24 protein-coding genes are annotated in these 19,863 nt (G+C 33.9%); 6 read left to right on the top strand and 18 right to left on the bottom strand.

Annotation, left to right across the window (positions count from 1 at the left end; all coding sequences use genetic code 11):
• The 3 genes from FWJ34_RS09925 to FWJ34_RS09915 form a co-directional block, all read right to left on the bottom strand.
• A partial coding sequence (locus tag FWJ34_RS09925) for an ABC transporter substrate-binding protein (protein ID WP_308255159.1) occupies nucleotides 1–668 on the bottom strand: 668 nt, incomplete at its 3' end.
• A gap of 64 nt (nucleotides 669–732) precedes the next feature.
• On the bottom strand, nucleotides 733–1,971 hold the full coding sequence (locus FWJ34_RS09920; RefSeq protein ID WP_308255158.1) for an LL-diaminopimelate aminotransferase: 1,239 nt from the start codon (nucleotides 1,969–1,971) through the stop codon (nucleotides 733–735).
• A gap of 216 nt (nucleotides 1,972–2,187) precedes the next feature.
• Entirely contained in the window at nucleotides 2,188–2,781 is a 594-nt protein-coding gene (locus FWJ34_RS09915; RefSeq protein WP_308255157.1) for a neutral zinc metallopeptidase, read from the bottom strand.
• Nucleotides 2,782–3,346: 565 nt separating this feature from the next.
• On the opposite strand from FWJ34_RS09915, the gene rfbF reads away from it, so the two are divergent.
• The 3 genes from rfbF to FWJ34_RS09900 all read left to right on the top strand — a co-directional run bounded on the left by rfbF (nucleotide 3,347) and on the right by FWJ34_RS09900 (nucleotide 6,149).
• Complete coding sequence (gene rfbF / locus FWJ34_RS09910) at nucleotides 3,347–4,123, top strand: glucose-1-phosphate cytidylyltransferase (RefSeq protein ID WP_308255156.1); 777 nt, start codon at nucleotides 3,347–3,349, stop codon at nucleotides 4,121–4,123.
• Complete coding sequence (locus tag FWJ34_RS09905) at nucleotides 4,120–5,094, top strand: NAD-dependent epimerase/dehydratase family protein (protein ID WP_308255155.1); 975 nt, start codon at nucleotides 4,120–4,122, stop codon at nucleotides 5,092–5,094. Before rfbF ends, FWJ34_RS09905 begins: the two co-directional genes overlap by 4 nt.
• A gap of 596 nt (nucleotides 5,095–5,690) precedes the next feature.
• Nucleotides 5,691–6,149, top strand: a complete 459-nt coding sequence (locus FWJ34_RS09900; RefSeq protein ID WP_308255154.1) for a hypothetical protein — start codon at nucleotides 5,691–5,693, stop codon at nucleotides 6,147–6,149.
• Here FWJ34_RS09900 and cobT read toward each other — a convergent pair.
• Genes cobT through FWJ34_RS09885 form a run of 3 tightly spaced genes read right to left on the bottom strand, consistent with a single transcriptional unit; the run spans nucleotide 6,093 to nucleotide 7,863 of the window.
• Nucleotides 6,093–7,205: a nicotinate mononucleotide-dependent phosphoribosyltransferase CobT gene (gene cobT / locus FWJ34_RS09895; RefSeq protein ID WP_308255153.1), complete on the bottom strand. Its 1,113-nt coding sequence runs from the start codon at nucleotides 7,203–7,205 to the stop codon at nucleotides 6,093–6,095. The two genes, FWJ34_RS09900 and cobT, sit on opposite strands and share 57 nt — an antisense overlap.
• A gap of 47 nt (nucleotides 7,206–7,252) precedes the next feature.
• Nucleotides 7,253–7,678, bottom strand: coding sequence for an aspartate 1-decarboxylase (panD, locus tag FWJ34_RS09890; protein WP_308255152.1), 426 nt, complete (start codon nucleotides 7,676–7,678; stop codon nucleotides 7,253–7,255).
• A gap of 29 nt (nucleotides 7,679–7,707) precedes the next feature.
• Nucleotides 7,708–7,863: a hypothetical protein gene (locus FWJ34_RS09885; RefSeq protein ID WP_308255151.1), complete on the bottom strand. Its 156-nt coding sequence runs from the start codon at nucleotides 7,861–7,863 to the stop codon at nucleotides 7,708–7,710.
• A gap of 534 nt (nucleotides 7,864–8,397) precedes the next feature.
• Between FWJ34_RS09885 and FWJ34_RS09880 the strand changes: the two genes are divergently transcribed.
• A complete protein-coding gene (locus tag FWJ34_RS09880; RefSeq protein ID WP_308255150.1) occupies nucleotides 8,398–9,300 on the top strand; it encodes a pentapeptide repeat-containing protein in 903 nt (300 codons plus the stop codon).
• 89 nt (nucleotides 9,301–9,389) lie between these two features.
• On the opposite strand, the gene FWJ34_RS09875 is transcribed toward FWJ34_RS09880, so the two are convergent.
• Nucleotides 9,390–10,442 (bottom strand): anthranilate phosphoribosyltransferase family protein, encoded by a 1,053-nt coding sequence (locus FWJ34_RS09875; RefSeq protein WP_308255149.1) that lies wholly within the window; start codon nucleotides 10,440–10,442, stop codon nucleotides 9,390–9,392.
• Nucleotides 10,443–10,885: 443 nt separating this feature from the next.
• Between FWJ34_RS09875 and FWJ34_RS09870 the strand changes: the two genes are divergently transcribed.
• The gene (locus tag FWJ34_RS09870) at nucleotides 10,886–11,374 is read left to right on the top strand and encodes a hypothetical protein (protein ID WP_308255148.1); all 489 of its coding nucleotides are present in this window, start codon (nucleotides 10,886–10,888) and stop codon (nucleotides 11,372–11,374) included.
• A gap of 4 nt (nucleotides 11,375–11,378) precedes the next feature.
• Here FWJ34_RS09870 and FWJ34_RS09865 read toward each other — a convergent pair whose 3' ends face one another.
• Nucleotides 11,379–11,957: a hypothetical protein gene (locus tag FWJ34_RS09865; RefSeq protein ID WP_308255147.1), complete on the bottom strand. Its 579-nt coding sequence runs from the start codon at nucleotides 11,955–11,957 to the stop codon at nucleotides 11,379–11,381.
• Nucleotides 11,958–12,072: 115 nt separating this feature from the next.
• Nucleotides 12,073–12,834 carry a TIGR01548 family HAD-type hydrolase gene (locus tag FWJ34_RS09860; protein WP_308255146.1) on the bottom strand — a complete coding sequence of 254 codons (762 nt, stop codon included), beginning with the start codon at nucleotides 12,832–12,834 and terminating at the stop codon, nucleotides 12,073–12,075.
• A gap of 128 nt (nucleotides 12,835–12,962) precedes the next feature.
• Here FWJ34_RS09860 and FWJ34_RS09855 point away from each other — a divergent pair, with 128 nt between their 5' ends.
• A complete protein-coding gene (locus tag FWJ34_RS09855) occupies nucleotides 12,963–13,265 on the top strand; it encodes a 30S ribosomal protein PSRP-3 (RefSeq protein ID WP_308255160.1) in 303 nt (100 codons plus the stop codon).
• A gap of 201 nt (nucleotides 13,266–13,466) precedes the next feature.
• Here the strand turns inward: FWJ34_RS09855 and FWJ34_RS09850 are convergent, their stop codons facing one another.
• The 9 genes from FWJ34_RS09850 to tpiA form a co-directional block, all read right to left on the bottom strand.
• A complete protein-coding gene (locus FWJ34_RS09850; protein ID WP_308255145.1) occupies nucleotides 13,467–13,655 on the bottom strand; it encodes a DUF6887 family protein in 189 nt (62 codons plus the stop codon).
• Entirely contained in the window at nucleotides 13,652–13,843 is a 192-nt protein-coding gene (locus FWJ34_RS09845) for a DUF6888 family protein (RefSeq protein WP_308255144.1), read from the bottom strand. The genes FWJ34_RS09850 and FWJ34_RS09845 overlap by 4 nt, the downstream gene beginning before the upstream one ends.
• Nucleotides 13,844–13,905: 62 nt before the next feature.
• Nucleotides 13,906–14,028, bottom strand: a complete 123-nt coding sequence (locus FWJ34_RS09840) for a hypothetical protein (protein ID WP_308255143.1) — start codon at nucleotides 14,026–14,028, stop codon at nucleotides 13,906–13,908.
• A gap of 24 nt (nucleotides 14,029–14,052) precedes the next feature.
• The gene (locus FWJ34_RS09835) at nucleotides 14,053–14,238 is read right to left on the bottom strand and encodes a DUF4351 domain-containing protein (protein WP_308255142.1); all 186 of its coding nucleotides are present in this window, start codon (nucleotides 14,236–14,238) and stop codon (nucleotides 14,053–14,055) included.
• A complete protein-coding gene (locus FWJ34_RS09830; protein ID WP_308255141.1) occupies nucleotides 14,207–14,386 on the bottom strand; it encodes a hypothetical protein in 180 nt (59 codons plus the stop codon). Before FWJ34_RS09830 ends, FWJ34_RS09835 begins: the two co-directional genes overlap by 32 nt.
• A gap of 24 nt (nucleotides 14,387–14,410) precedes the next feature.
• On the bottom strand, nucleotides 14,411–14,593 hold the full coding sequence (locus FWJ34_RS09825) for a hypothetical protein (RefSeq protein WP_308255140.1): 183 nt from the start codon (nucleotides 14,591–14,593) through the stop codon (nucleotides 14,411–14,413).
• Nucleotides 14,594–14,660: 67 nt separating this feature from the next.
• Entirely contained in the window at nucleotides 14,661–17,561 is a 2,901-nt protein-coding gene (gene gcvP / locus FWJ34_RS09820) for an aminomethyl-transferring glycine dehydrogenase (protein ID WP_308255139.1), read from the bottom strand.
• A gap of 213 nt (nucleotides 17,562–17,774) precedes the next feature.
• Nucleotides 17,775–18,620, bottom strand: a complete 846-nt coding sequence (gene folP / locus FWJ34_RS09815) for a dihydropteroate synthase (protein WP_308255138.1) — start codon at nucleotides 18,618–18,620, stop codon at nucleotides 17,775–17,777.
• A gap of 378 nt (nucleotides 18,621–18,998) precedes the next feature.
• Entirely contained in the window at nucleotides 18,999–19,730 is a 732-nt protein-coding gene (tpiA, locus tag FWJ34_RS09810) for a triose-phosphate isomerase (protein ID WP_308255137.1), read from the bottom strand.
• Nucleotides 19,731–19,863: the final 133 nt, after the last annotated feature.

Here is a 19,863-nt window from a genome sequence, read left to right as displayed (position 1 = left end):
TCTGTATTGTATGAATAACCAAGTTTTTTTAAAATTAAACCTAAAATTTCCCTTGGTTGATTTAAAAGAGAAATTTGACGAGTAACATCTTCTCTCCATAAATCTTGCCAGTCTTGGGGTTGCCATCCTAAAGTCGCCAATTTATCGTTACGATAAGCTATCATCACACATCCCCAACGATAAGGCGCACCCCAAATTTTACCTCCATCATCCAGTTTTCCTTCCTCATTTCTCATAGCTAATTTTTGAAATGGAAGAGGTAGATTTTGCCAATTTTTGAGTTTCTCTAATTGTAAAGGCTCAATCAAATTTTCAGCAATAGCTAAATTTAACCAATAATTACCTAAAGTTGCTAAATCATCAGGAATTACTGGGGATTTGTTTTTAGAAAGAGAAGGAAAAACAAAAGGTGATTGATTTTTTGTGGTTAGTTTATTTTTACCCTGCCATACTAACAATAAATTATATATATCTTCAAGGGTTGACTGAGGTTGAAAGTTAACGATACCTATTTTACGGGATTCTTTTTGCAAGGCGGCAATTAATTGTATGGGAATTGAATTTTGTAATAGGGCAATTTTAAGATCATAATTTTTTTCACAACCTGATAACAAAGAGGCGAGGGTTAAATTACCGATACCCCATAAAAAAAAACGACGATTCACCATATCAATTAATTAATAATTTATTTAAAATAGCCTGAAAACAATGCTAACTAAAAAAGAAGACAACTTAATTAAAATTCATGGTTGTAGTAATACGTTTCATCGCTTCAATGACGTTTTCACGACTATTAAAAGCACTAAGGCGAAAATAACCTTCCCCAGCAGCACCAAAACCGGATCCAGGAGTCCCAACTACGTTAACATTATGTAATAACTTATCGAAAAAATCCCAACTCGATAAACCATCAGGAGTTTTTACCCACACATAAGGTGCATTAATTCCCCCATAAACTGCTAAACCAGCTTTATCTAATTCTTGTCGGATAATTTGAGCATTTTCTAAATAAAATTTGACTAATTGCTCAATTTGTGATTTCCCTTCTTCTGAATAAACCGCTTCTGCACCTCGTTGTACAATATAAGAAACACCGTTAAATTTGGTAGATTGGCGACGATTCCACAGTTTCCATATTTCTACATTACTGCCGTCTTCAGCTTTCCCTGTCAAATTTTTAGGTACTACCGTTAACGCACAACGAGTACCCGTAAACCCTGCATTTTTAGAAAATGAGCGAAATTCGATAGCACAATCCTTCGCTCCTTCAATTTCATAGATAGAATGAGGTAAAGTAGGATCGGTTATAAAAGCTTCATAGGCAGCATCGAAAAGAATTATTGCCTCGTGTTTTTTTGCATATTCTACCCATGACTTTAAATAATCTTTTGTGGCGATCGCACCGGTAGGATTGTTAGGAAAACAAAGATAAATCAAATCTACGGCTTCTGTGGGTAACTCGGCGGTAAAATTATTTTCAGCACTGATAGGAAGATAAACTAAACCTTCATATTCTCCTTTGTCGTTAGCATCTCCTGTGTTTCCTGCCATAACGTTAGTATCGACATAAACGGGGTAAACTGGGTCGGTAACAGCGATTTTGTTGTTTTTGCCAAAAATATCGAGAATATTGCCGGTATCGCATTTAGAACCATCAGAGATAAAGATTTCATCAGCCGATATATCACACCCTCTAGCTTGAAAATCATGTTCAGCGATTTTTCCCCGTAACCAACTGTAACCCTGCTCAGGACCGTAACCTTTAAAACTACTGCGATCGCCCATATCAGCAACAGCTTTAACCATAGCATCTTGACAGGCTTTAGGTAAGGGTTCAGTAACGTCACCAATACCTAATCTGATAATATTAGCCTTGGGATTTTCTTGGGCAAAAATATTGACTCGTCTTGCGATTTCAGGAAATAAATAACCTGCTTTTAATTTTAAATAATTATCGTTAATTCTAGCCATTATGAATATATATGAAGATTCTATTCTTCAGTTTATCATTAGACTTCACCAAAAAAAATTTAATTGGCTCGTAGTAAGGGATTCATCCCTGATAGTGTCTCTCAGTTAACGAGACTTAAACATAAATCAGCTTCAAATAAACCCCAAACTCGCTTTATATGCTCGAAATAGGTCAATATTTTCATTCAACCATTTGCATTTGTCAGTTATCTTGATTTAAAAACAAGCTGAGGGGTGAGATGCACTCATGCCAATGGTAACAGCTTTTAATCTTTGAGGAGGTGTACCATGATGTTGACGAGACCATACATTATGATCTCCTATACTGTAAGCTAATGCTTGAATTTCTCTAATATCTCGTTGGTCAAATACAATATTAGGTACAGCCTTCATATAAAAACCAGACAAACAGTCAGCTTGTAGCTCAGTTATGTGACTATTATTCTGATTGAAACCATAGGCATTTTGCATGGCATGGGCATATTCGTGTCCGATGATATAAGCCAAAGCGGCATCACCATAGCGATAGGCAAATTTTACCATATCGGTACTGATATAGATTGAATGATCTAGTTTACAATAAAAAGCATTCATTGCTATCATAGGGGCACATCCTGTTCGTCCACCAGGTGGAATTGGTCTGTAAACTCTAGGAATAGCCTTATAACCGTGAATATAGGCAACACCTGCATACATTGATTGAATAACGGCATCAGGATGCCACTCTTGGGCGATCGACTCATTGTTAATAATGAATGATATTATTGGGGTTGAAATTAATACTAAAGTTTTGACAATATTTATTTTCATTGAAGTTATGATGACAATGATTACTCAAAATCAATTTTAATAAATAAATCTTAATAATATTTACTCTAAAAAAATTTCTAACTAAGTTTATGAAATCTTTTTTCTTAAAAATTAATCTTGCTTTCTTAATATTAGGTATTTGGAATCCTGTTGCCGTTAATTCTCAACCAGAAGTCGATCCCCAAAGGCTCAGCTACCTAGGATGAAAACCCAAAAGCAAAATTACGATCAATTGGAATCAACCTAAAAATGTAGGAGCACCTACCTGATCGTCTTCAAATAAGGGCGGGGGCTAGTCGTGGTAATTGTGCTGATTTATTAACCACTCAAAATAACTAAAAAGAGACATTAGAAAAAATATTACCTTAAAGCCATGATTTTGTTTGAGTGATTATTAATTTTGGAGTTTGTAAATTAAATCAATAAGTCATTTTTATCTGTTTGTCGAATTGTCTTCCTTGTCTGTCGTCTGGGAGAATGTCAAAAAAATTAACATCAAACTTGATCGACTCAATTCTTAAATGGGGTAATTTGAAATATAGCTCTCTAATCTTGATTAATATTCATGAAAGTAGTAATCTTAGCAGGAGGATTAGGTACTCGTCTTGCAGAAGAAACAGAAATTATCCCTAAGCCAATGGTAGAAATAGGCGATCGCCCGATATTATGGCATATAATGAAAATTTATGCACACTACGGTTTTAATGACTTCTTGATTGCATTAGGATATAAAGGCGATTATATTAAACGCTATTTTTTGGAATATTCCTATCTCAACTCTAGTATGACCATTAATTTAAAAACTGGTCAAGTCCATGCCCATGACAACAAAGCCGAAGATTGGCAAATTAATCTTATGGATACGGGGTTAGATACCATGACAGGGGGAAGAATCAAGCGATTACAACCTTGGTTAGAAAAAGAAACTTTCATGGTGACATATGGTGATGGAGTCAGTAATATTAATCTTCAAGAATTATTGAATTTTCATAAATCCCATAATTGCCTAGCTACTGTTACCGCCGTGCGCCCCCCGGCTCGTTTTGGTGGTTTAATGTTTGATGGTGACTTTGTGGCACAATTTACGGAAAAACCTCAAGCAGGAGAAGGTTGGATTAACGGAGGTTTTTTAGTTTTTGAACCCGAAATCTTTGATTATTTAACAGGAGATGAAGACGGTTTAGAAGTTGCCCTCTTAGAAAAATTGGCTGATAAAGGACAACTAGCCGCCTATCGTCACTATGACTTTTGGCAATGTATGGATACCCTTAGAGACAAATATCGTTTAAAAGAATTTTGGGATAGTGGTAATCCTCCTTGGAGGGTATGGAATTCATTATGAATCATTTTTGGCAAGACAGACTAACCTTTATCACTGGTGCAACGGGATTAGTGGGCGGTTGGCTAGTAAAATATTTAATCAAAGCTGGTGCTGATGTAGTTTGCTTAGTCAGAGATTGGCTTCCTCAAAGTTTATTAATACAAAGTGGCGATTTAGCTAAAATTAAAATAGTCAGAGGTGATATTACAGATCAACCTTTATTAGAAAGAATTTTAGGGGAATATGAAATTGATACAGTAATTCATTTAGCTGCCCAAACTATTGTCGGTATAGCTAATCGAAATCCTAGTTCTACCTTTGAAAGTAATATAGCAGGAACATGGCGACTTTTAGAAGCCTGTCGTTTAAGTCCAAAAGTTAAACAAATAGTAATCGCATCGTCTGATAAAGCTTATGGGGATCAATTAATTTTACCCTACAATGAAAACACCCCTTTACAGGGTAAACATCCCTACGATGTAAGTAAATCTTGTGGGGATTTAATCGCTCAAAGTTATGCCCATACATTTAATTTACCTCTGGTTATTGCCCGTTGTGGTAACTTCTATGGGGGAGGAGATTTAAACTGGAATCGTATTATACCCGGTACAATTCGCTCGATTCTCAAAGGAGAAAACCCCATTATTCGCTCTGATGGTCAATATATCAGAGATTATCTATATGTAGAAGATGGAGCAAATGTTTATATGTTATTAGCTAAAAAATTAGCGGAAAATCCTAACTTAAAAGGAGAAGCCTTTAATTTTTCTTTAGAGATTAAATTAACAGTAGTAGAATTAGTTAATTACATTTTACATTTGATGAAATCTGAGTTAAAACCAGAGATATTAAATGAGGCAAATCATGAGATTAAAGCACAATTTTTAAGTAGTAAAATAGCCCGAGAAATTTTACAATGGGAACCTTTAATTGACTTGGAAACAGGTTTAATAAAAACTATTAATTGGTATAAAACTATTTTATTTAGCTAATTGACCACTATAGCAATCCTATTTGGATTTATGGCATTTCCGTTGGGAAAAATTGAGAATTGAGAATTGAGAATTGAGAAATAACAAAAATTAGAGAGTTATTAACTACTATTTAATTTATCACAACCTATTTAGGACTGTCATATGTTAATTACTGAACGATCAACACAAAAAAGAAAAGCCTTTTTAACTTTAGTAAAAAAAGAGTAAAGTCTGGTAGTGGTAGTGGTATAGATTTTTTATATCAAAGAACTTGGACTTATCCTGTGAACAATTTAAACTCAATCTTAAAACAAGTTCCTTTTGTTATTATTGGCGGTGTTGCCACTAGAATATATCTCTTCTAATTAGAGTCCTGATGGATTACCAATTATTGCTTTACCTTATTTAATTTTAATGAAACTATCAGCTAGTCTTTCTTCATCTATTATTTTTTTAAGCGACAAAAATTATTTAATAATTAAGATTTTGCATTAATTAAGGTTTTGAGTAACCAAATTATTAAATTAATCAGGAATACTGAGGATTATTCTTTCAGAGACTCTAGCATAGAAAATGAAACGAATCAAGATCTTAAATGAGGATAATGAGTGAAAATGTACAAAAGAAAACAAGAGTTAATCAATTTACAACGTAAAGTTAATCAACTTTATAGCATCATTAAACAACTAGGAGAGTATATCGGTTGGGAAGAAATAGAAAACATCTCCCTGTCGGATTTAGAGGGAAATAAATATCCAGAGTCGAATCATTATCATGTGTCTCATCTAAAATCTGTTGGCGATCGTGGGATAGTATTATATGATCGAATGTTAAATAAAGAGAATAATAGAGCTAATACTCATAAAGATATTTTAATGGATGATGATACTATTTCTTCAGAATTCTCAGACTATACTCAAGTAGATAATAATATTTCTAGTGAAGAACAAGTATATCGTTTAACAGCACAATTAACTGCCGCTTATCATCGTATTGCGTCTCTTGAAGATCAATTGTTAGCTATTCGTAGTCAAGTGGAAACGAGAAACAATGGCTTCTATCATGTGCAATAATTCTTCTTTATTAATACCAAGCAAATGGGATGCTATGGCACTTCCTCCCGCACCAACTCCCTCTTTTACATATCCTTTTTCATAGGCTGTTAACCTAGGATAAAGGGAAGTGTCAAAATTCAAGTTTGTGGCACATAAGGAAATGTTACCGATAATTTTACTTAAACCAATAGTATCACCAGTAGAATCTTCGGCTACCCATCGAGTTGTACCGATGATAATATTTTTTAAGTTAGCCTTAGTATAAAATGAGTTTTTTAATGCTTTGATTAATGCAAAAATTGCCAACATTTGTGTTCCTCCTGCTAACATAATTCCTACTGTTTTACTCCCACTTAAAGCAATTCCCGCTACGAAAATTTGCATAGGATCACCGACTGCGGCTATAATTTCTAAAGGATCAACTAGAGTATTTTGATTTTTAAAACCAGCTTTACTTAATCCTTCCTGCACTAATAAAAATTTTTGTTGATGATTGCAAATAGGATGACTACTATTAACTTTACCGTCAGCCGAAATACCTAATGCCGTTAAAACTGCTAAAGCTGTAGTTGTACCGCCCACCACACATTCACTTAAGATAAGATAACTAGACTTGGCTTCCTTTGCTAAAATTTCTCCCCAATATAATCCTTTGTGATATAAATGTTTGACGATTGCTAAGGGTAAGGCTTTTCCCGTGGAAACACAATTGGCAGGTTTTCCTCCCAAGTTGATATTTTTTACCGAAGGAAATTGTAGTAATCCGGCATTAAACACATAAAGAGGTAAATTAAATTTTTCAATCACCGCACGACTAATAAAAGTAGGAGAAATACCTACACTTAAAGGTGGTAAAGGAAAAGTAGGATTTTTTTGGATACCCTTAACTAAAAATTCAGCATCAGCTAAAGCTGTATAACGCCGAGACTCTGGTGTCGCCCCCGCTGTTGAAATATCGGGCAATAAAGCTGTCGCAGTGAAGCCAAGAGTGCAAGTAAAAACAGGGATACTGCCATTATATTTATTCAGCCATTTTTGCCCTTGCTCAATTTCAGTATAAACTTTTATATCCATATTTAGAAATTAGAAATCAGGAATGAAAAACCAAAAGTCTCCCCGTCTTAAGCATCTTCTAGCTTTTCCTGAAACTGAATTTTGCCATTATCGCTAATTAAAGATTGCTCAAAAAAGTCTGCTATATTATTATTCTCATCAGCTACTAATACTTTCGCTTTATGTCCATTAATCATAACATCTTGGCGATCGCATTGTTCATAAGCATAGATAATTAACATATCACCGGGTTGACACAATAAAGCCGCACCTCCATTAGGGCAGATTTCTCGACTACCTCTTACTCCTGGTATAGCATAAGTTGACCAACGTTTGGCATTATTTAAGTTAACTATATCTACTTCTTCTAAAGGTAAAATACCTACTTTTTCCATTAATTCAGAATCAATCGAGATACTCCCTATATAATCAACATTAGCCGCAGTAACCTTGACTCGATGTAACTTACCGTGCATTAATCGAATAATTTTCATAAAATACTAACTATAAATTCTCCTAGGGGTTAAATGAAAGAAAATAAAATTAAAGATAAGTCAGTCATCGGGGCGGGAATCATCGCACCTCTGGAGTCAAGTAATTGTACTAATATTAGATAGATAACACCTAATAAAACAGAAATTATCCCCGTAATTACTGCCACTAATTTTTTTCTTTCCATAACCCTCAATTTCTCTAATATTAAAATTTGTTTAACTTTCTTAAAATTTTGTTACCTAAATAATTTGTTTGTGACTATAAGTTTAAAATTACCTGATTAACCTTGCCTAATTATATAGCTATTCCCAATAATTTGTAAATTATTAAATATTAATAATAACAAAGTATTGAAAGCCTTACTTTTAAATAAAAGTGATAATAGCTATTCTTAAGCAAAATATCGCAACAAAGATAGAATTACTATATATTTAGTTATTTACCAATGCAAAATTCTTGAACCATAATTATGTAAAATGAATAGAAATAGATTTTTGATGATACTCAGATCCATATCAAGAATGATTTAATGAAGATTATAAAATATTTATTAAGAGTAATTACAAGCTCTTTACTTTTGATGGTGATTTCCCGTTAAAATATTTTAAAATGCTAATCAAGAAGGTTTAGCTAAAGAAAATTTAATTAGTATTTTTTCTTACAGAAAGTGAAATGATAATAGTTTAAATATTGATGAGGTCAATAGAGGTAAAAGAAGATGAAAGTTTCCCAATTTTTACGCCAATATGAACAAGGAATTCGTGAATTTCAAGATATTAAACTACAAAGTGCTGATTTAGCACAATCGGTTTTAGTCGCATTAAATTTACAAGACTCAAAATTAATTGGGGTTAACTTTAATCGTGCTTTTTTGACTAAATCTAATTTTACCCATACTCAACTTAATTGGTCTGATTTCACCTATGCTAAGTTAAGTGAAGCTATTTTCCATAATACTGATTTAACTAAGGCTAATTTTACTGGGGCTTTTATGGTGCGATCGCAATTTATCAAAAGTCAATTAAGCGGTGCAAATCTCAGTCATAGTAATTTAGCTAAAGGTGACTTAATACAAGTTAATTTATGTGGTGCAACTCTTTATCGGATTAATTTAAGAGGTGGAAATCTCACAAGGAGTAACCTTAACTGGAGTAATTTTCAAGAAGCTAGGTTAAGTAATGCTAATATGAGGGAATGTTCAGCTTATCAAGGTAATTTTACTCGCTCTTTGATGAAAGAAGTTAACTTGACCAATAGTAACTTATCAGAAGCTAACTTATATGGGGCAAAGTTAAATGGGGCAAATTTTCAAGGGGCAAATTTAAAAGGGGCAAATTTCCGAGAGGCGAGATTATGCCGAGTTAATTTTCAAGGTGCAGATTTAAGAGGGGCAAATTTTCAAAGTGCAGATTTAGAAATGGCAAATTTAACAGATGCTATTTTAGATAAAGCTAATTTATATCACGCCAATTTAAGCGGTGTAAATTTAGCCCACACTAATCTCCATAATTCTTTTTTCGATCGTACAATTCTACCAGAAACATTACACCGAATTATCAACTTTGAACTTAATCATAACTTTAATTACTATTATTTTAATGTTCGTTTAGAAGCTAGTTAGGGGTTGCTGAATTAATCAGAAAGCTATTAAAATCAAAGGTAAAGAATTTAGCCATTGCCCATTGCCCATTGCCCATTGCCCATTGCCTATTACTCATTATTTACCATCTTAATTTTATCTAATTGAGTTTGTAAATTGCCCTTAGTAATCAATTCTTCAGCCATAGTTAAACCTTTTTCCATAGAATCACTAACACCACAACGCCAAAGATAAAAACCACCATTTAAAATACTGCTAATCGTTAAACTTGACTTTTCTCCTCGAATAGTTTTCTTTAATTGTGCAAAATACTCTTGATTATTTGATAACACGGTATCATTTCCTTTTAAGTTATAATCAAAAGGATTTACTTTTAAATATTTGTATCCTTGTTCATTTTCTTGAGTATCAATAGCGATAATATTTGTTTGCCCTAATTTTAAATCTCCACTGCCTTCTAAACCTTTTATTAAAGTAAATTTTTCCACTTCTCTTAACTTTAAAGCCTCTCGAATCATCTTTTCTGTAGGAGGATGCACATAACCAGCTATAAGATGATTTTTTCCCTCATAGGGTTGCCAAATTAACTCTAAAGTCGCAATAGGAGGACGTTTGCCAATTTCTTCTCGATATTGTACTAATTTATTCGCCAGAGGGAAATGTTGAGGTAAATAAAGAAAACCAAAATTAGTATTATTCAATAATCTCTCTATTTTTATTAAAGATAATTGAGTTAAGTCTATATCTAAACTTCTCCAAATTTCCTCTAAGGTTAAACCATATTTTGTCGGCATTTTTCTACCACCGTGCATTAATACTGGAACTCCCACCTCTGATAAAATTAAAGTGGTAATAGGGGAAATAGGCGCAGTTCTAGTTCTACCATCATAAGGAATACCTAAAATTGTCAGAGGATACTGTCTATTTTCAAGTGTTGGTAATGTCACTCCTAAGTTACTATAAGTATCTAACATTCCTGCTAATTCCTCACCCGTAGGGCGTTTGATGCGATGGGCAATTAAAAAACCACCTATTTGGGCGGGGGTAGCGATACCTGTTAACATCATTTCTAAGGCTAAACCTGCTTCTTGACGGTTTAAATTTTTATGGGTGTGAGTGCCACTACCGATTTTTTTTAATAATTCTCTAAATTCACTACTCATGATTAATTAATAGAAAGTTTAAATTAATTGCACAAAACTTATTTATCTAGTACTAACTCTGATTAAAAAGTTTCAATTTTTTTTGCATAACCTTATCTTCAAAAAGAAATCTATATTCACAGAGTCAATCTTTTCTGTGTTAAAAATTAACATTTATAATCATATTTGATTTCTTAGGGTTATGCATCTGCCACAATGGCTTTTCGTTATTTATTAATTCGTTATATAAAACTCAGAAAAAAATAGACTTCTCCAAAAATTATTGTTAATTGCTTTGTAGTAAGGGCTTCAGCCCTCTTTTTCAGCATTAATGCACTTGTTAAAACATCATTTTGTGATTTTTTCTCTTGAAAATTAATGTAACTATTACTTATTGTCAAAGATAATTTTTACTGAAAATGATTAAATGTTAGTTATTATTTTCTATTAACACTTTTTAACAAATGAGACTATTCTTAATAATTTTCCTCAAAAAAAATAAATTTTTCTTCTCCATTTTAGTATTATGCTTATTTTTACCTATAACAGTATTAAAAGTTCAAGCTCAATATAATCATAATGATAATCATAATCAGGAACAAAATAATCATCCTCATAAAACTTTAAATATTTCGAATAACTCTGTGATTCCTACGATCAACATTGAGGTTTATCCTGATAAAATGAAAGGGTGGAATTTAGAGATTAAAACTACTAATTTTACTTTTAACCCTAAAAATGTTAACCAAGATAGTAGCCCAAATAATGGCCACGCTCATTTATATATTAATGGCAAAAAAGTTACAAGAATTTATAGTAATTGGCATTATATTTCTGATTTATCAAAAGGTGAAAATGAGATAAAAGTTACTCTTAATACTAACCTCCATGAAGAGTTAATCTATCATAATAATGTTATAGGAGATCGAGTGATTATCTATAATGAAAAATAAGTAATTAATTGACTTTTTTCCATAAAGCTAAACCACCACCTCTACCTCTAGCAGCCATTAAATTTTCTGTGAGATAAAAGTAAGTAAAAAAGGCTTGTTTACTAATATTACTATCAAAAAAATCAGTTTCACTATCCTTACCACTTCTGATATTTTGAGAGTAAGTTTTGATCTCCAAAATAAACATTTTGAGATAAGTAAAATCAAAAGCAACAATATTTTTTGCGGAAATAAATTTACAAGGACCATCTATAATAAATTTAACTAAACCAAATTTAATGATATTTTCAATTCTTCCTTGATTAGCAAAATTTTCATCAGAAGAATAAGAGATAATAACTTTAAAAAGAGAAGGGAGATAAAAACCACTACCGAGAAAATTACCAAACTTTTTTTGACTGTTTTTAGTCCCTGTGATAAAATGTAATTGCCAATAGCCTTTGAATTGCTCAAATTGATATTGAGGTTTCTGTTTATGGCTATATTTTTCTGCTTCTAATAAAGCCTCGAATAAAGTTTTACTTTTTGGTAATGAATTTTTTTCGTTAACTGCGTTATTTAAAATGTCAATAAAATCTATCATTATATTTATTTTTGGCTTTATTTTCTAATTAATTTATCTCAGGCAACCCTCCCAATCTTCACTGAAAAGGAAAATGCCAAGATACAAAAAATTCTCAAGATTTATCATCTTCATCTTAAAGAAAATCTGTCACTTTTGACACAACTTTATTTGCTCCCCCATTGAGTAATTGTTGAGTATATTTATTACTATGTTCTATTCCTTGAATATGAGGCGGTAAAACACCTATAGCCATAAACTGTCTTTCGGGTTGAATTTCTCTAGCTTTGATGATAGTCGTCATATCGGCTACCGTATCACCTAAGTAAACTACTGGTAATGATGAGGGTAAAGATAACTTTTCTTCTATTAATTGTACTGCTAAAAATAACCCCCTTGGATCTGGTTTACCTGGTGCATCTTCCATCGCTACTAAGACAGGATTTTTTAAGCCTAAACGTTGTTGTAAAATGTACTCTGCTGAACCTCTAGTTGCACCACTAAAAAAGCCCCAAGCAGAGTTATTAGCGGTTAAAGTGGTAAAATATTCTTGAGTTACTAATAATTGCTCAGTAGTAATATAACCTTCCCATGTTTCGGGCTTATCTGGTTGAGTGCCTCGATAGCGACTCTGAAAAAAATTGACAATTTCTTCATAAGTATAACTAACATCATCACGAGATTTGCCTATACTCTGATAATAACGCAAAATTAATTCCTGTGAGCCTTCCCAATCATTATTCCACATTCCTTCGGCTTTTAAATTATCAATATCTTCCATCGTAGGGCGATAACTATTATGAGTAAAATACTCCACTGTATCGGCTAAAGCACGGCGATAGGAGTTTGTTACATCTCGAATAACACCATCAATATCAAAAATAACAATATTTTTCATCAAAAAAGAACCTTATCTATAACGATTTTGACTATTATCAATCTTAGGTTATAATATGATATTGTGCTAAATTATCTGTGTATAAAAATTGTTCTTTGGAGGTTTACTTGGAAGCAGTAGAAACTAAAATTGATTCTCGATTTGTTTTAAAAGTTGTTTGGTTAGACAAAGATGTTGCTCTTGCCGTTGATTATGTAATTAGTAAAGGCACAAGCCCCTTAACCGCTTATTATTTCTGGCCTCGTAGTGATGCTTGGCAGGAATTGAAAGATGAGTTAGATAAGAAAAATTGGATTACCGATAACGAAAAAATTCAGTTACTTAACCAAGCCACTGAAGTGATTAATTTTTGGCAAGAAAAAGGTAGAGTTACCACTATGCTTCAAGCTCAACAGAAGTTTCCTCAAGTGGTTTTCTCAGGCACTAACTAAGGTGATTAACACTCCTACGGTTAAGCTGACGCTGTGGCGGGAATTCTCAACTACCACTTACTTTGTCGAGTAAAGTTAGAGAGTCACCCATCATTTTTTCTGTCGTCATCTGTTAATATGAGGGTGGGCTGATTGCCTACCAAAAGATTATTTATAACTATCTATCCCTACACAAGAGCATATCAGATTTAAAGGAAACTATCAGGTTTTTTTGAAGGTTTTTTCTATTTCTTTCTCCCATTTATCATCAAGATAATCAACAGCAATCATTCTACCATCTGCTTTAGAACGATCGATATAAGTATAAAATGCCTTTTTATCTTCCCGATGATTTAAAACATATTTTCGTAACTCATCTAAATTCATGTTGTCAAATTTTATGCTTGTCATGGTTCGTAACCTCCAGATTTTTTAATTTCAAAATCCAAATTTTCTCCTGCTAATATATATAAATTACCAGTTCGTTCATCAATTCTCACTAACTCGATACTTCGATATTGCCACTGGGGATAAATCGTGTTAGTTAAACGATAACATAATCGATAAAGTCCTTGTGCTTGTTCGTTGGTGGGATTCATCAGTATTTTATCCTCAAAATATTGGATAGTCATGAAAAAGTGGGCATTGCCCACCACAAGAATTATTTATAACTCTCCATTCCTACACAAGAGCATATCAGATTTCGATCTCCGTAGGCATTGTCAATGCGCCCTACCGTAGTCCAAAATTTATGTTGTTTACTATAGTCATCAGGATAAGCCACCTCAAATTGATTTCAAGACTACGATTAAGTGTTAATTTCTAACCAATGAATCACATCATCCAGAGATTGAAAATCAAAAATAGCATCAGCTAAACTGTCAAGTTGAGATAAAGATAAGCTATTAATTTTATCTTCTAATTCTTCAGAAAGATTATTAAATCTTCTTTTAATTAGACGCTTAATGACATTTTGTTCCACCCATTTTTTCACCTCTTTTTTCGCCTATTTCAATGCCTTCTTCCATCCAACTGGTGACAATTTCCATAACTTTTTCCTCCTTTATTATTTCTGCTTGTTTTAATTCGGTTTCAAAATCTTGTTTTTCTGTGAGATTTAATTTTAAAGAGGAAAAAACCATCTTCTTCTTGCCATTTTACTTGGGCTAAAAGATCAATTTTTCGTTAACAATTAATTTTATGGCAACGGTTCTAATCAATCGATTTTTAACTACTTCATCGGCTAAATAAACACCTCCAAATCCCCCCGAACCTAACAATTTATTCAGGTAATATTTATTCTCAATATTTTGTCCTTCGAGCATTTTAAAGAATAGTTGATTATTCATATTTTTGAGATTAAATAAATAATATTGAGTGTGACTATAGTAGGGCGATGCACACCCCACCAAAAGATTATTTATAACTATTCATCCCTACACAAGAACATACTAGATTTCGATCACCGTAGGCATTGTCAATGCGCCCTACCGTAGTCCAAAATTTATGTTGTTTACTATAGTCATCAGGATAACCCGCCATCTCTCGGCTATAAGGGTGACTCCAATCGCTCGAAATAAGACTCATCGCCGTATGGGGTGCATTTTTCAAGACATTATCGTTTATATCCGCTTCCCCTGTTTCAATAGCTCGAATTTCCTCCCGAATACTAATCATAGCATTGCAGAATCGATCGAGTTCAGCTAAAGATTCACTTTCCGTAGGTTCGATCATCATTGTACCAGCAACGGGCCAAGACATAGTAGGTGCATGAAAACCATAATCCATCAACCGTTTTGCCACGTCTTCCACCTCAATATGAGCAGTTTTGCGTAACGGGCGTAAATCGATGATACACTCATGGGCAACCAAGCCAGATTTACCCGTAAACAAGATAGGATAATGGGGAGCAAGACGATGAGCGATATAATTAGCATTAAGAATGGCAATTTTTGTGGCTTCCGTTAAACCTTCGCTACCCATCATCGCAATATACATCCAAGATATAGGCAAAATCGAGGCACTACCCCAAGGTGCGGCTGACACCATCCCTATCGATTCACTAAGGGGGGTTAGGGAAGTTGAAGGCAAGAAAGGCACTAAATGGGAAGCAACGCCAATAGGTCCTACACCAGGGCCTCCGCCACCGTGAGGGATACAGAAGGTTTTATGTAAGTTTAGGTGACATACATCTGCACCAAAATCACCAGGGCGACATAAGCCGACTTGGGCATTCATATTCGCACCATCGAGGTAAACTTGCCCACCGTAGCTGTGAATAATACTGCATATATCCTTAATCCCTTCCTCAAACACCCCATGAGTAGAAGGATAGGTAATCATCAACGCCGATAACTTGTCTTGATATTTTTGTGCTTTAGCTTTCAAGTCGGCAATATCAATATCTCCCTGAATATCGCACTTGACGGGAATCACCTTTAAACCACACATTACCGCACTAGCGGGGTTTGTGCCGTGGGCGGATTCAGGAATTAAGCAGATATTTCTTTCAAAATCCCCTCGGCTATCGTGGTATTTACGGATAACTTGTAACCCTGCATATTCTCCTTGTGAACCAGCGTTAGGTTGTAAAGAGATACCAGCAAAGCCCGTAATTTCCGCTAACCAAGCGTCTAATTGGGAGAATAACTCTTGATAACCTTGAGTTTGAGATAGGGGTGCGAAGGGGTGAAGAGAGTTAAATTCCGCCCAAGTTATGGGTATCATCTCCGAAGTAGCATTAAGTTTCATGGTACACGATCCCAAGGCAATCATGGAAGTAGTGAGAGATAAATCTTTACTTTCAAGGCGATGTAAATAGCGTAATAACTCCGTTTCCGAGTGATATTGATTGAATACCGCTTCTGTGAGGTAACGGCTTTCACGACGTAATAAAGAGGGAATCCCCACCCTATTCAAATCTTCCTCGTTTGTAGTAAAGGCTTCTGCCCTTGTTTCAGTAAAAATCGACAAAATTTCTTGGATATTTTCAAGGGTAGTGGTTTCATCGAGACTGATAGAAATTGATTTTTTTTGGTAACGGAAGTTAATAAATTTTGCTTCTGCTTTTTCTTTTACAGTATCAATATTATTGATTTCTACCGTAATTGTGTCGAAAAACTGTGAAGATTTGATTTTATAGCCAATTTTTATTAAACCTAAAGCTAGAGTTTTTGTTAATTTATTAACTCTTAAAGCAATATTTTTAATGCCTTCTTCTCCATGATAAACTGCATAGGTAGAAGCGATGACGGCTAATAAAACTTGAGCGGTACAAATATTACTGGTAGCTTTATCTCTACGAATATGTTGCTCTCTCGTCTGTAAGGCAAGTCTCAAGGCGGGTTGATCATGTACATCTTTTGAAATGCCAACAATTCTACCCGGCACTTGTCGCTTATAGTCATCTTTGGTGGCAAAATAGGCAGCGTGAGGACCACCATAACCTAATGGTACACCAAAACGTTGGGTATTTCCTACGGCGATGTCAGCATTTAATTCGCCGGGGGATTTTAAGAGGGCAAGGCTTAATAAATCACAGGCTAAGGTAACGATACCTTTTTGTTGATGGATTTGCTCAATAATTGATTGATAGTCGTAAATTGTGCCGTCGGTGGCAGGATATTGAAATAAAGCTCCGAAAATGGGAGTATTAAAGTCAAAAGTCTGAGGATTGTCGATAATTAGCTCAATTTCGAGATATTTTGCCCTTGTTTTGATAACTTCGATTGTCTGAGGGTGACAGTTGACATCTACAAAAAAATGATTAGATTTGTGTTTGGTGACGGCATAACTCATCGTCATGGCTTCGGCGGCGGCGGTGGCTTCATCTAAGAGGGAAGCGTTGGCAATTTCTAACCCTGTCATGTCGATAATCATGGTTTGGAAGTTTAGTAAGGCTTCGAGTCTGCCTTGGGCAATTTCTGGTTGATAGGGAGTATAAGCGGTGTACCAATTAGGGTTTTCAAGGATGTTACGTTGAATCACCGCCGGAGTTATACAGTTATAATAACCCATGCCTATATAGGAACGATACACTTTATTTTGTTGAGCGATCGACTTTAATTGTTGTAAGGCTTCGGTTTCGGTGAGGGGTTGGGGTAATTTCAGAGAATGATGTAAACGAATGGACTCGGGGACGGCTTGATCGATTAAACTATCTAAAGAATCATACCCTAGGGATTTTAACATCGATCGTTGATCTGTGTCATTGATACCGATGTGACGATGCTGAAAAATATCTTGAGTAATTTGAGGGGAAGTTATGGGATTTTTTTCTGTTAGGGAGGGGAAAGCAATATTTTCTAAATCTAACATGGCTGATGGGAGTTAATTAATTGATATATATTTTAATATATCTTAATATTTTTAAATTGTAATAAAGTAGTCAGAGAATGAAAACCTCCCGCTAACGAAGCAATCCTCTTTACTTTAATATTTTTTTCCTTGAGAAGAACGAAAATCTTTGACAGTTTAAAATTTTGTAATTAGACTGGATATGATCAGATTTATTTTTTAGATAATAAGTGGTCAATAGTGAAATATTAAAGCATCTGTAACCTTAGCAATATCATACATTTCTTTAACATCATGAACTCTTAAAATATTAGCACCTTGAGTAATCGCATAACTGCAACTTGCAGCAGTACCCCAAATTCTCCTTTGAGGATTTTCTTGATTAAGAATTTTACCAATAAAACTTTTTCGAGATGTACCTATTAAGACTGGAAAGTCTAATTTTCTTATTTGTTTAATATTTCTTAAGATATCTAAATTTTGTTGATAATTTTTAGCAAAGCCTATACCCGGATCTAAGATGATATGCTCTTTTTTGATACCTAGTTTTATCCCTTCGGTTACTCTTTCTTGAAAAAATTGGTTAATTTCCTCGATTAAATCTTGATAATCTGTTAAATTTTGCATTGTGTGAGGATTACCCCGAATGTGCATCAAAATAATTGGAACATTTAATTTAGCAACTGTTGGTAACATTTGATCATCAAAAGTACCAGCCGAAATATCATTAACAATATCTGCTCCTACTGCTATAGCTTTTTTGGCTACCATCGCTCTGGTGGTATCAATGGAAATGGGAATATCTGATTGATGACGTAAAGCTGTAATAACAGGGATAACTCTTTCTAATTCTTCTTCTAAGGTTATTTCTAATGAACCGGGGCGAGTTGACTCTCCTCCAATATCGATTATATCTGCACCATCTTTAACCATCATCATAGCCTGATTTAATGCTGTTTCAATCTGGTTAAATTTTCCCCCGTCACTAAAACTATCAGGAGTAACATTTAAAATTCCCATTAAAAAAGTGCGGGTGCACCAATTAAACTGATGATTACGAATAGTTAAAGATTCAACCATAGATAATATAAATATAATCTGATTAATGAATTATAGCCTTTTCTTAAGTAATTAAGGGTTACTTCATAAGACATCTCCAATAATTATTGAAACACGTTGATTAATTGACGATAAAATATCCTATTTTGATAATTTCAATACTTAAATTAATTTAATTTTTAATTTCTGGAGAAGTCTATAGTATAGGTGAGGGTAGAGATACCCCTGACATGATTTGGCAAACGGATGGTCGCCCCTTGTTAGAATTTGAGTATGTAAATATATATTATTTACCCAGTTTATATTTTTATTTGCTAAATATTATGACAATCGACAACCCACCTTAGAATTTATTTAAAGCCTAATAGCAAGGGTTATCGAAAAATAAGTAGAAATTTTCTAATTTGATTTATAGTTGACTAAACGAGCAAAACTACTAGGCTCAAGACTTGCACCTCCCACTAAAGCACCATCAATGTCAGGTTGTGCCATAATTTCGTCAATATTTTTAGGATTAACAGAGCCACCATATTGAATAGTTACATTTTGATTACTCAATTGAGAACGGATAATGGCAATAACTCGATTCGCTTCTGTAGCTTCACAAGTATCACCTGTGCCGATGGCCCAAATAGGTTCATAGGCAATGATAAGATTATTTTGATCTATATCGATTAAACCTTTTTGTAACTGATTAATAATTACATCTTCTGTTTCTCCAGCATCTCTTTGGGCTTTACTTTCACCAACACACAGAATGGGAGTTAAACTATGTTTTTGAGCGGCTAATAAACGGGAGTTCACGGTTTGATCAGTTTCTCCGAAATATTGACGACGTTCACTATGACCGACAATAACATAATTAATGCCAATTTCCGTCAACATAGCAGCTGAAATTTCTCCAGTAAATGCTCCTTGTTCTGCCCAGTGAATATTCTGCGCCCCCAATTTTACTCGACTACCATGTAAATTTTTGGACATAAAATGTAGGCTAGTAAAAGGGACACACAAAACAATTTCTCTGGATTCGGGAGTGTCTTCTAAATGGGATAAAAAGCCGTGTAAAAATTCTAATGACTCAGCTTGAGTCTTGTGCATCTTCCAGTTACCAGCAATAATAATTTTTCGCACTTTTGCTCCTAATTTCTGTTATTAAGTTAATTTACTTAACCTATGCTCAAATTTTCTTGACAACATTTTTAACGAGCATAAGCATCAAAACTATTATTTTATAACGAATTGGTTACTTTAAATGTAGAATATT

It is taken from the genome of Geminocystis sp. GBBB08 (genome assembly GCF_016743215.1).
In the GTDB taxonomy this organism is placed as follows: Bacteria; Cyanobacteriota; Cyanobacteriia; order Cyanobacteriales; family Cyanobacteriaceae; genus Geminocystis.
This window is presented reverse-complemented; position numbering and strand designations above follow the sequence as displayed.

Bases quoted from the DNA above. Each gene is read 5' to 3' on its own strand.
- FWJ34_RS09880 (WP_308255150.1), top strand. From the start codon at position 8,398: ATGAAAGTTTCCCAATTTTTACGCCAATATGAACAAGGAATTCGTGAA.
- FWJ34_RS09850 (WP_308255145.1), bottom strand. From the start codon at position 13,655: ATGACAAGCATAAAATTTGACAACATGAATTTAGATGAGTTACGAAAA.
- FWJ34_RS09905 (WP_308255155.1), top strand. From the start codon at position 4,120: ATGAATCATTTTTGGCAAGACAGACTAACCTTTATCACTGGTGCAACG.
- FWJ34_RS09920 (WP_308255158.1), bottom strand. From the start codon at position 1,971: ATGGCTAGAATTAACGATAATTATTTAAAATTAAAAGCAGGTTATTTA.
- cobT (WP_308255153.1), bottom strand. From the start codon at position 7,205: ATGGATATAAAAGTTTATACTGAAATTGAGCAAGGGCAAAAATGGCTG.
- panD (WP_308255152.1), bottom strand. From the start codon at position 7,678: ATGAAAATTATTCGATTAATGCACGGTAAGTTACATCGAGTCAAGGTT.
- FWJ34_RS09830 (WP_308255141.1), bottom strand. From the start codon at position 14,386: ATGGTTTTTTCCTCTTTAAAATTAAATCTCACAGAAAAACAAGATTTT.
- FWJ34_RS09915 (WP_308255157.1), bottom strand. From the start codon at position 2,781: ATGAAAATAAATATTGTCAAAACTTTAGTATTAATTTCAACCCCAATA.
- FWJ34_RS09825 (WP_308255140.1), bottom strand. From the start codon at position 14,593: ATGAATAATCAACTATTCTTTAAAATGCTCGAAGGACAAAATATTGAG.
- FWJ34_RS09870 (WP_308255148.1), top strand. From the start codon at position 10,886: ATGAGACTATTCTTAATAATTTTCCTCAAAAAAAATAAATTTTTCTTC.
- FWJ34_RS09900 (WP_308255154.1), top strand. From the start codon at position 5,691: ATGTACAAAAGAAAACAAGAGTTAATCAATTTACAACGTAAAGTTAAT.
- FWJ34_RS09845 (WP_308255144.1), bottom strand. From the start codon at position 13,843: ATGAATCCCACCAACGAACAAGCACAAGGACTTTATCGATTATGTTAT.
- gcvP (WP_308255139.1), bottom strand. From the start codon at position 17,561: ATGTTAGATTTAGAAAATATTGCTTTCCCCTCCCTAACAGAAAAAAAT.
- FWJ34_RS09885 (WP_308255151.1), bottom strand. From the start codon at position 7,863: ATGGAAAGAAAAAAATTAGTGGCAGTAATTACGGGGATAATTTCTGTT.
- FWJ34_RS09860 (WP_308255146.1), bottom strand. From the start codon at position 12,834: ATGAAAAATATTGTTATTTTTGATATTGATGGTGTTATTCGAGATGTA.
- rfbF (WP_308255156.1), top strand. From the start codon at position 3,347: ATGAAAGTAGTAATCTTAGCAGGAGGATTAGGTACTCGTCTTGCAGAA.
- FWJ34_RS09865 (WP_308255147.1), bottom strand. From the start codon at position 11,957: ATGATAGATTTTATTGACATTTTAAATAACGCAGTTAACGAAAAAAAT.
- FWJ34_RS09875 (WP_308255149.1), bottom strand. From the start codon at position 10,442: ATGAGTAGTGAATTTAGAGAATTATTAAAAAAAATCGGTAGTGGCACT.
- folP (WP_308255138.1), bottom strand. From the start codon at position 18,620: ATGGTTGAATCTTTAACTATTCGTAATCATCAGTTTAATTGGTGCACC.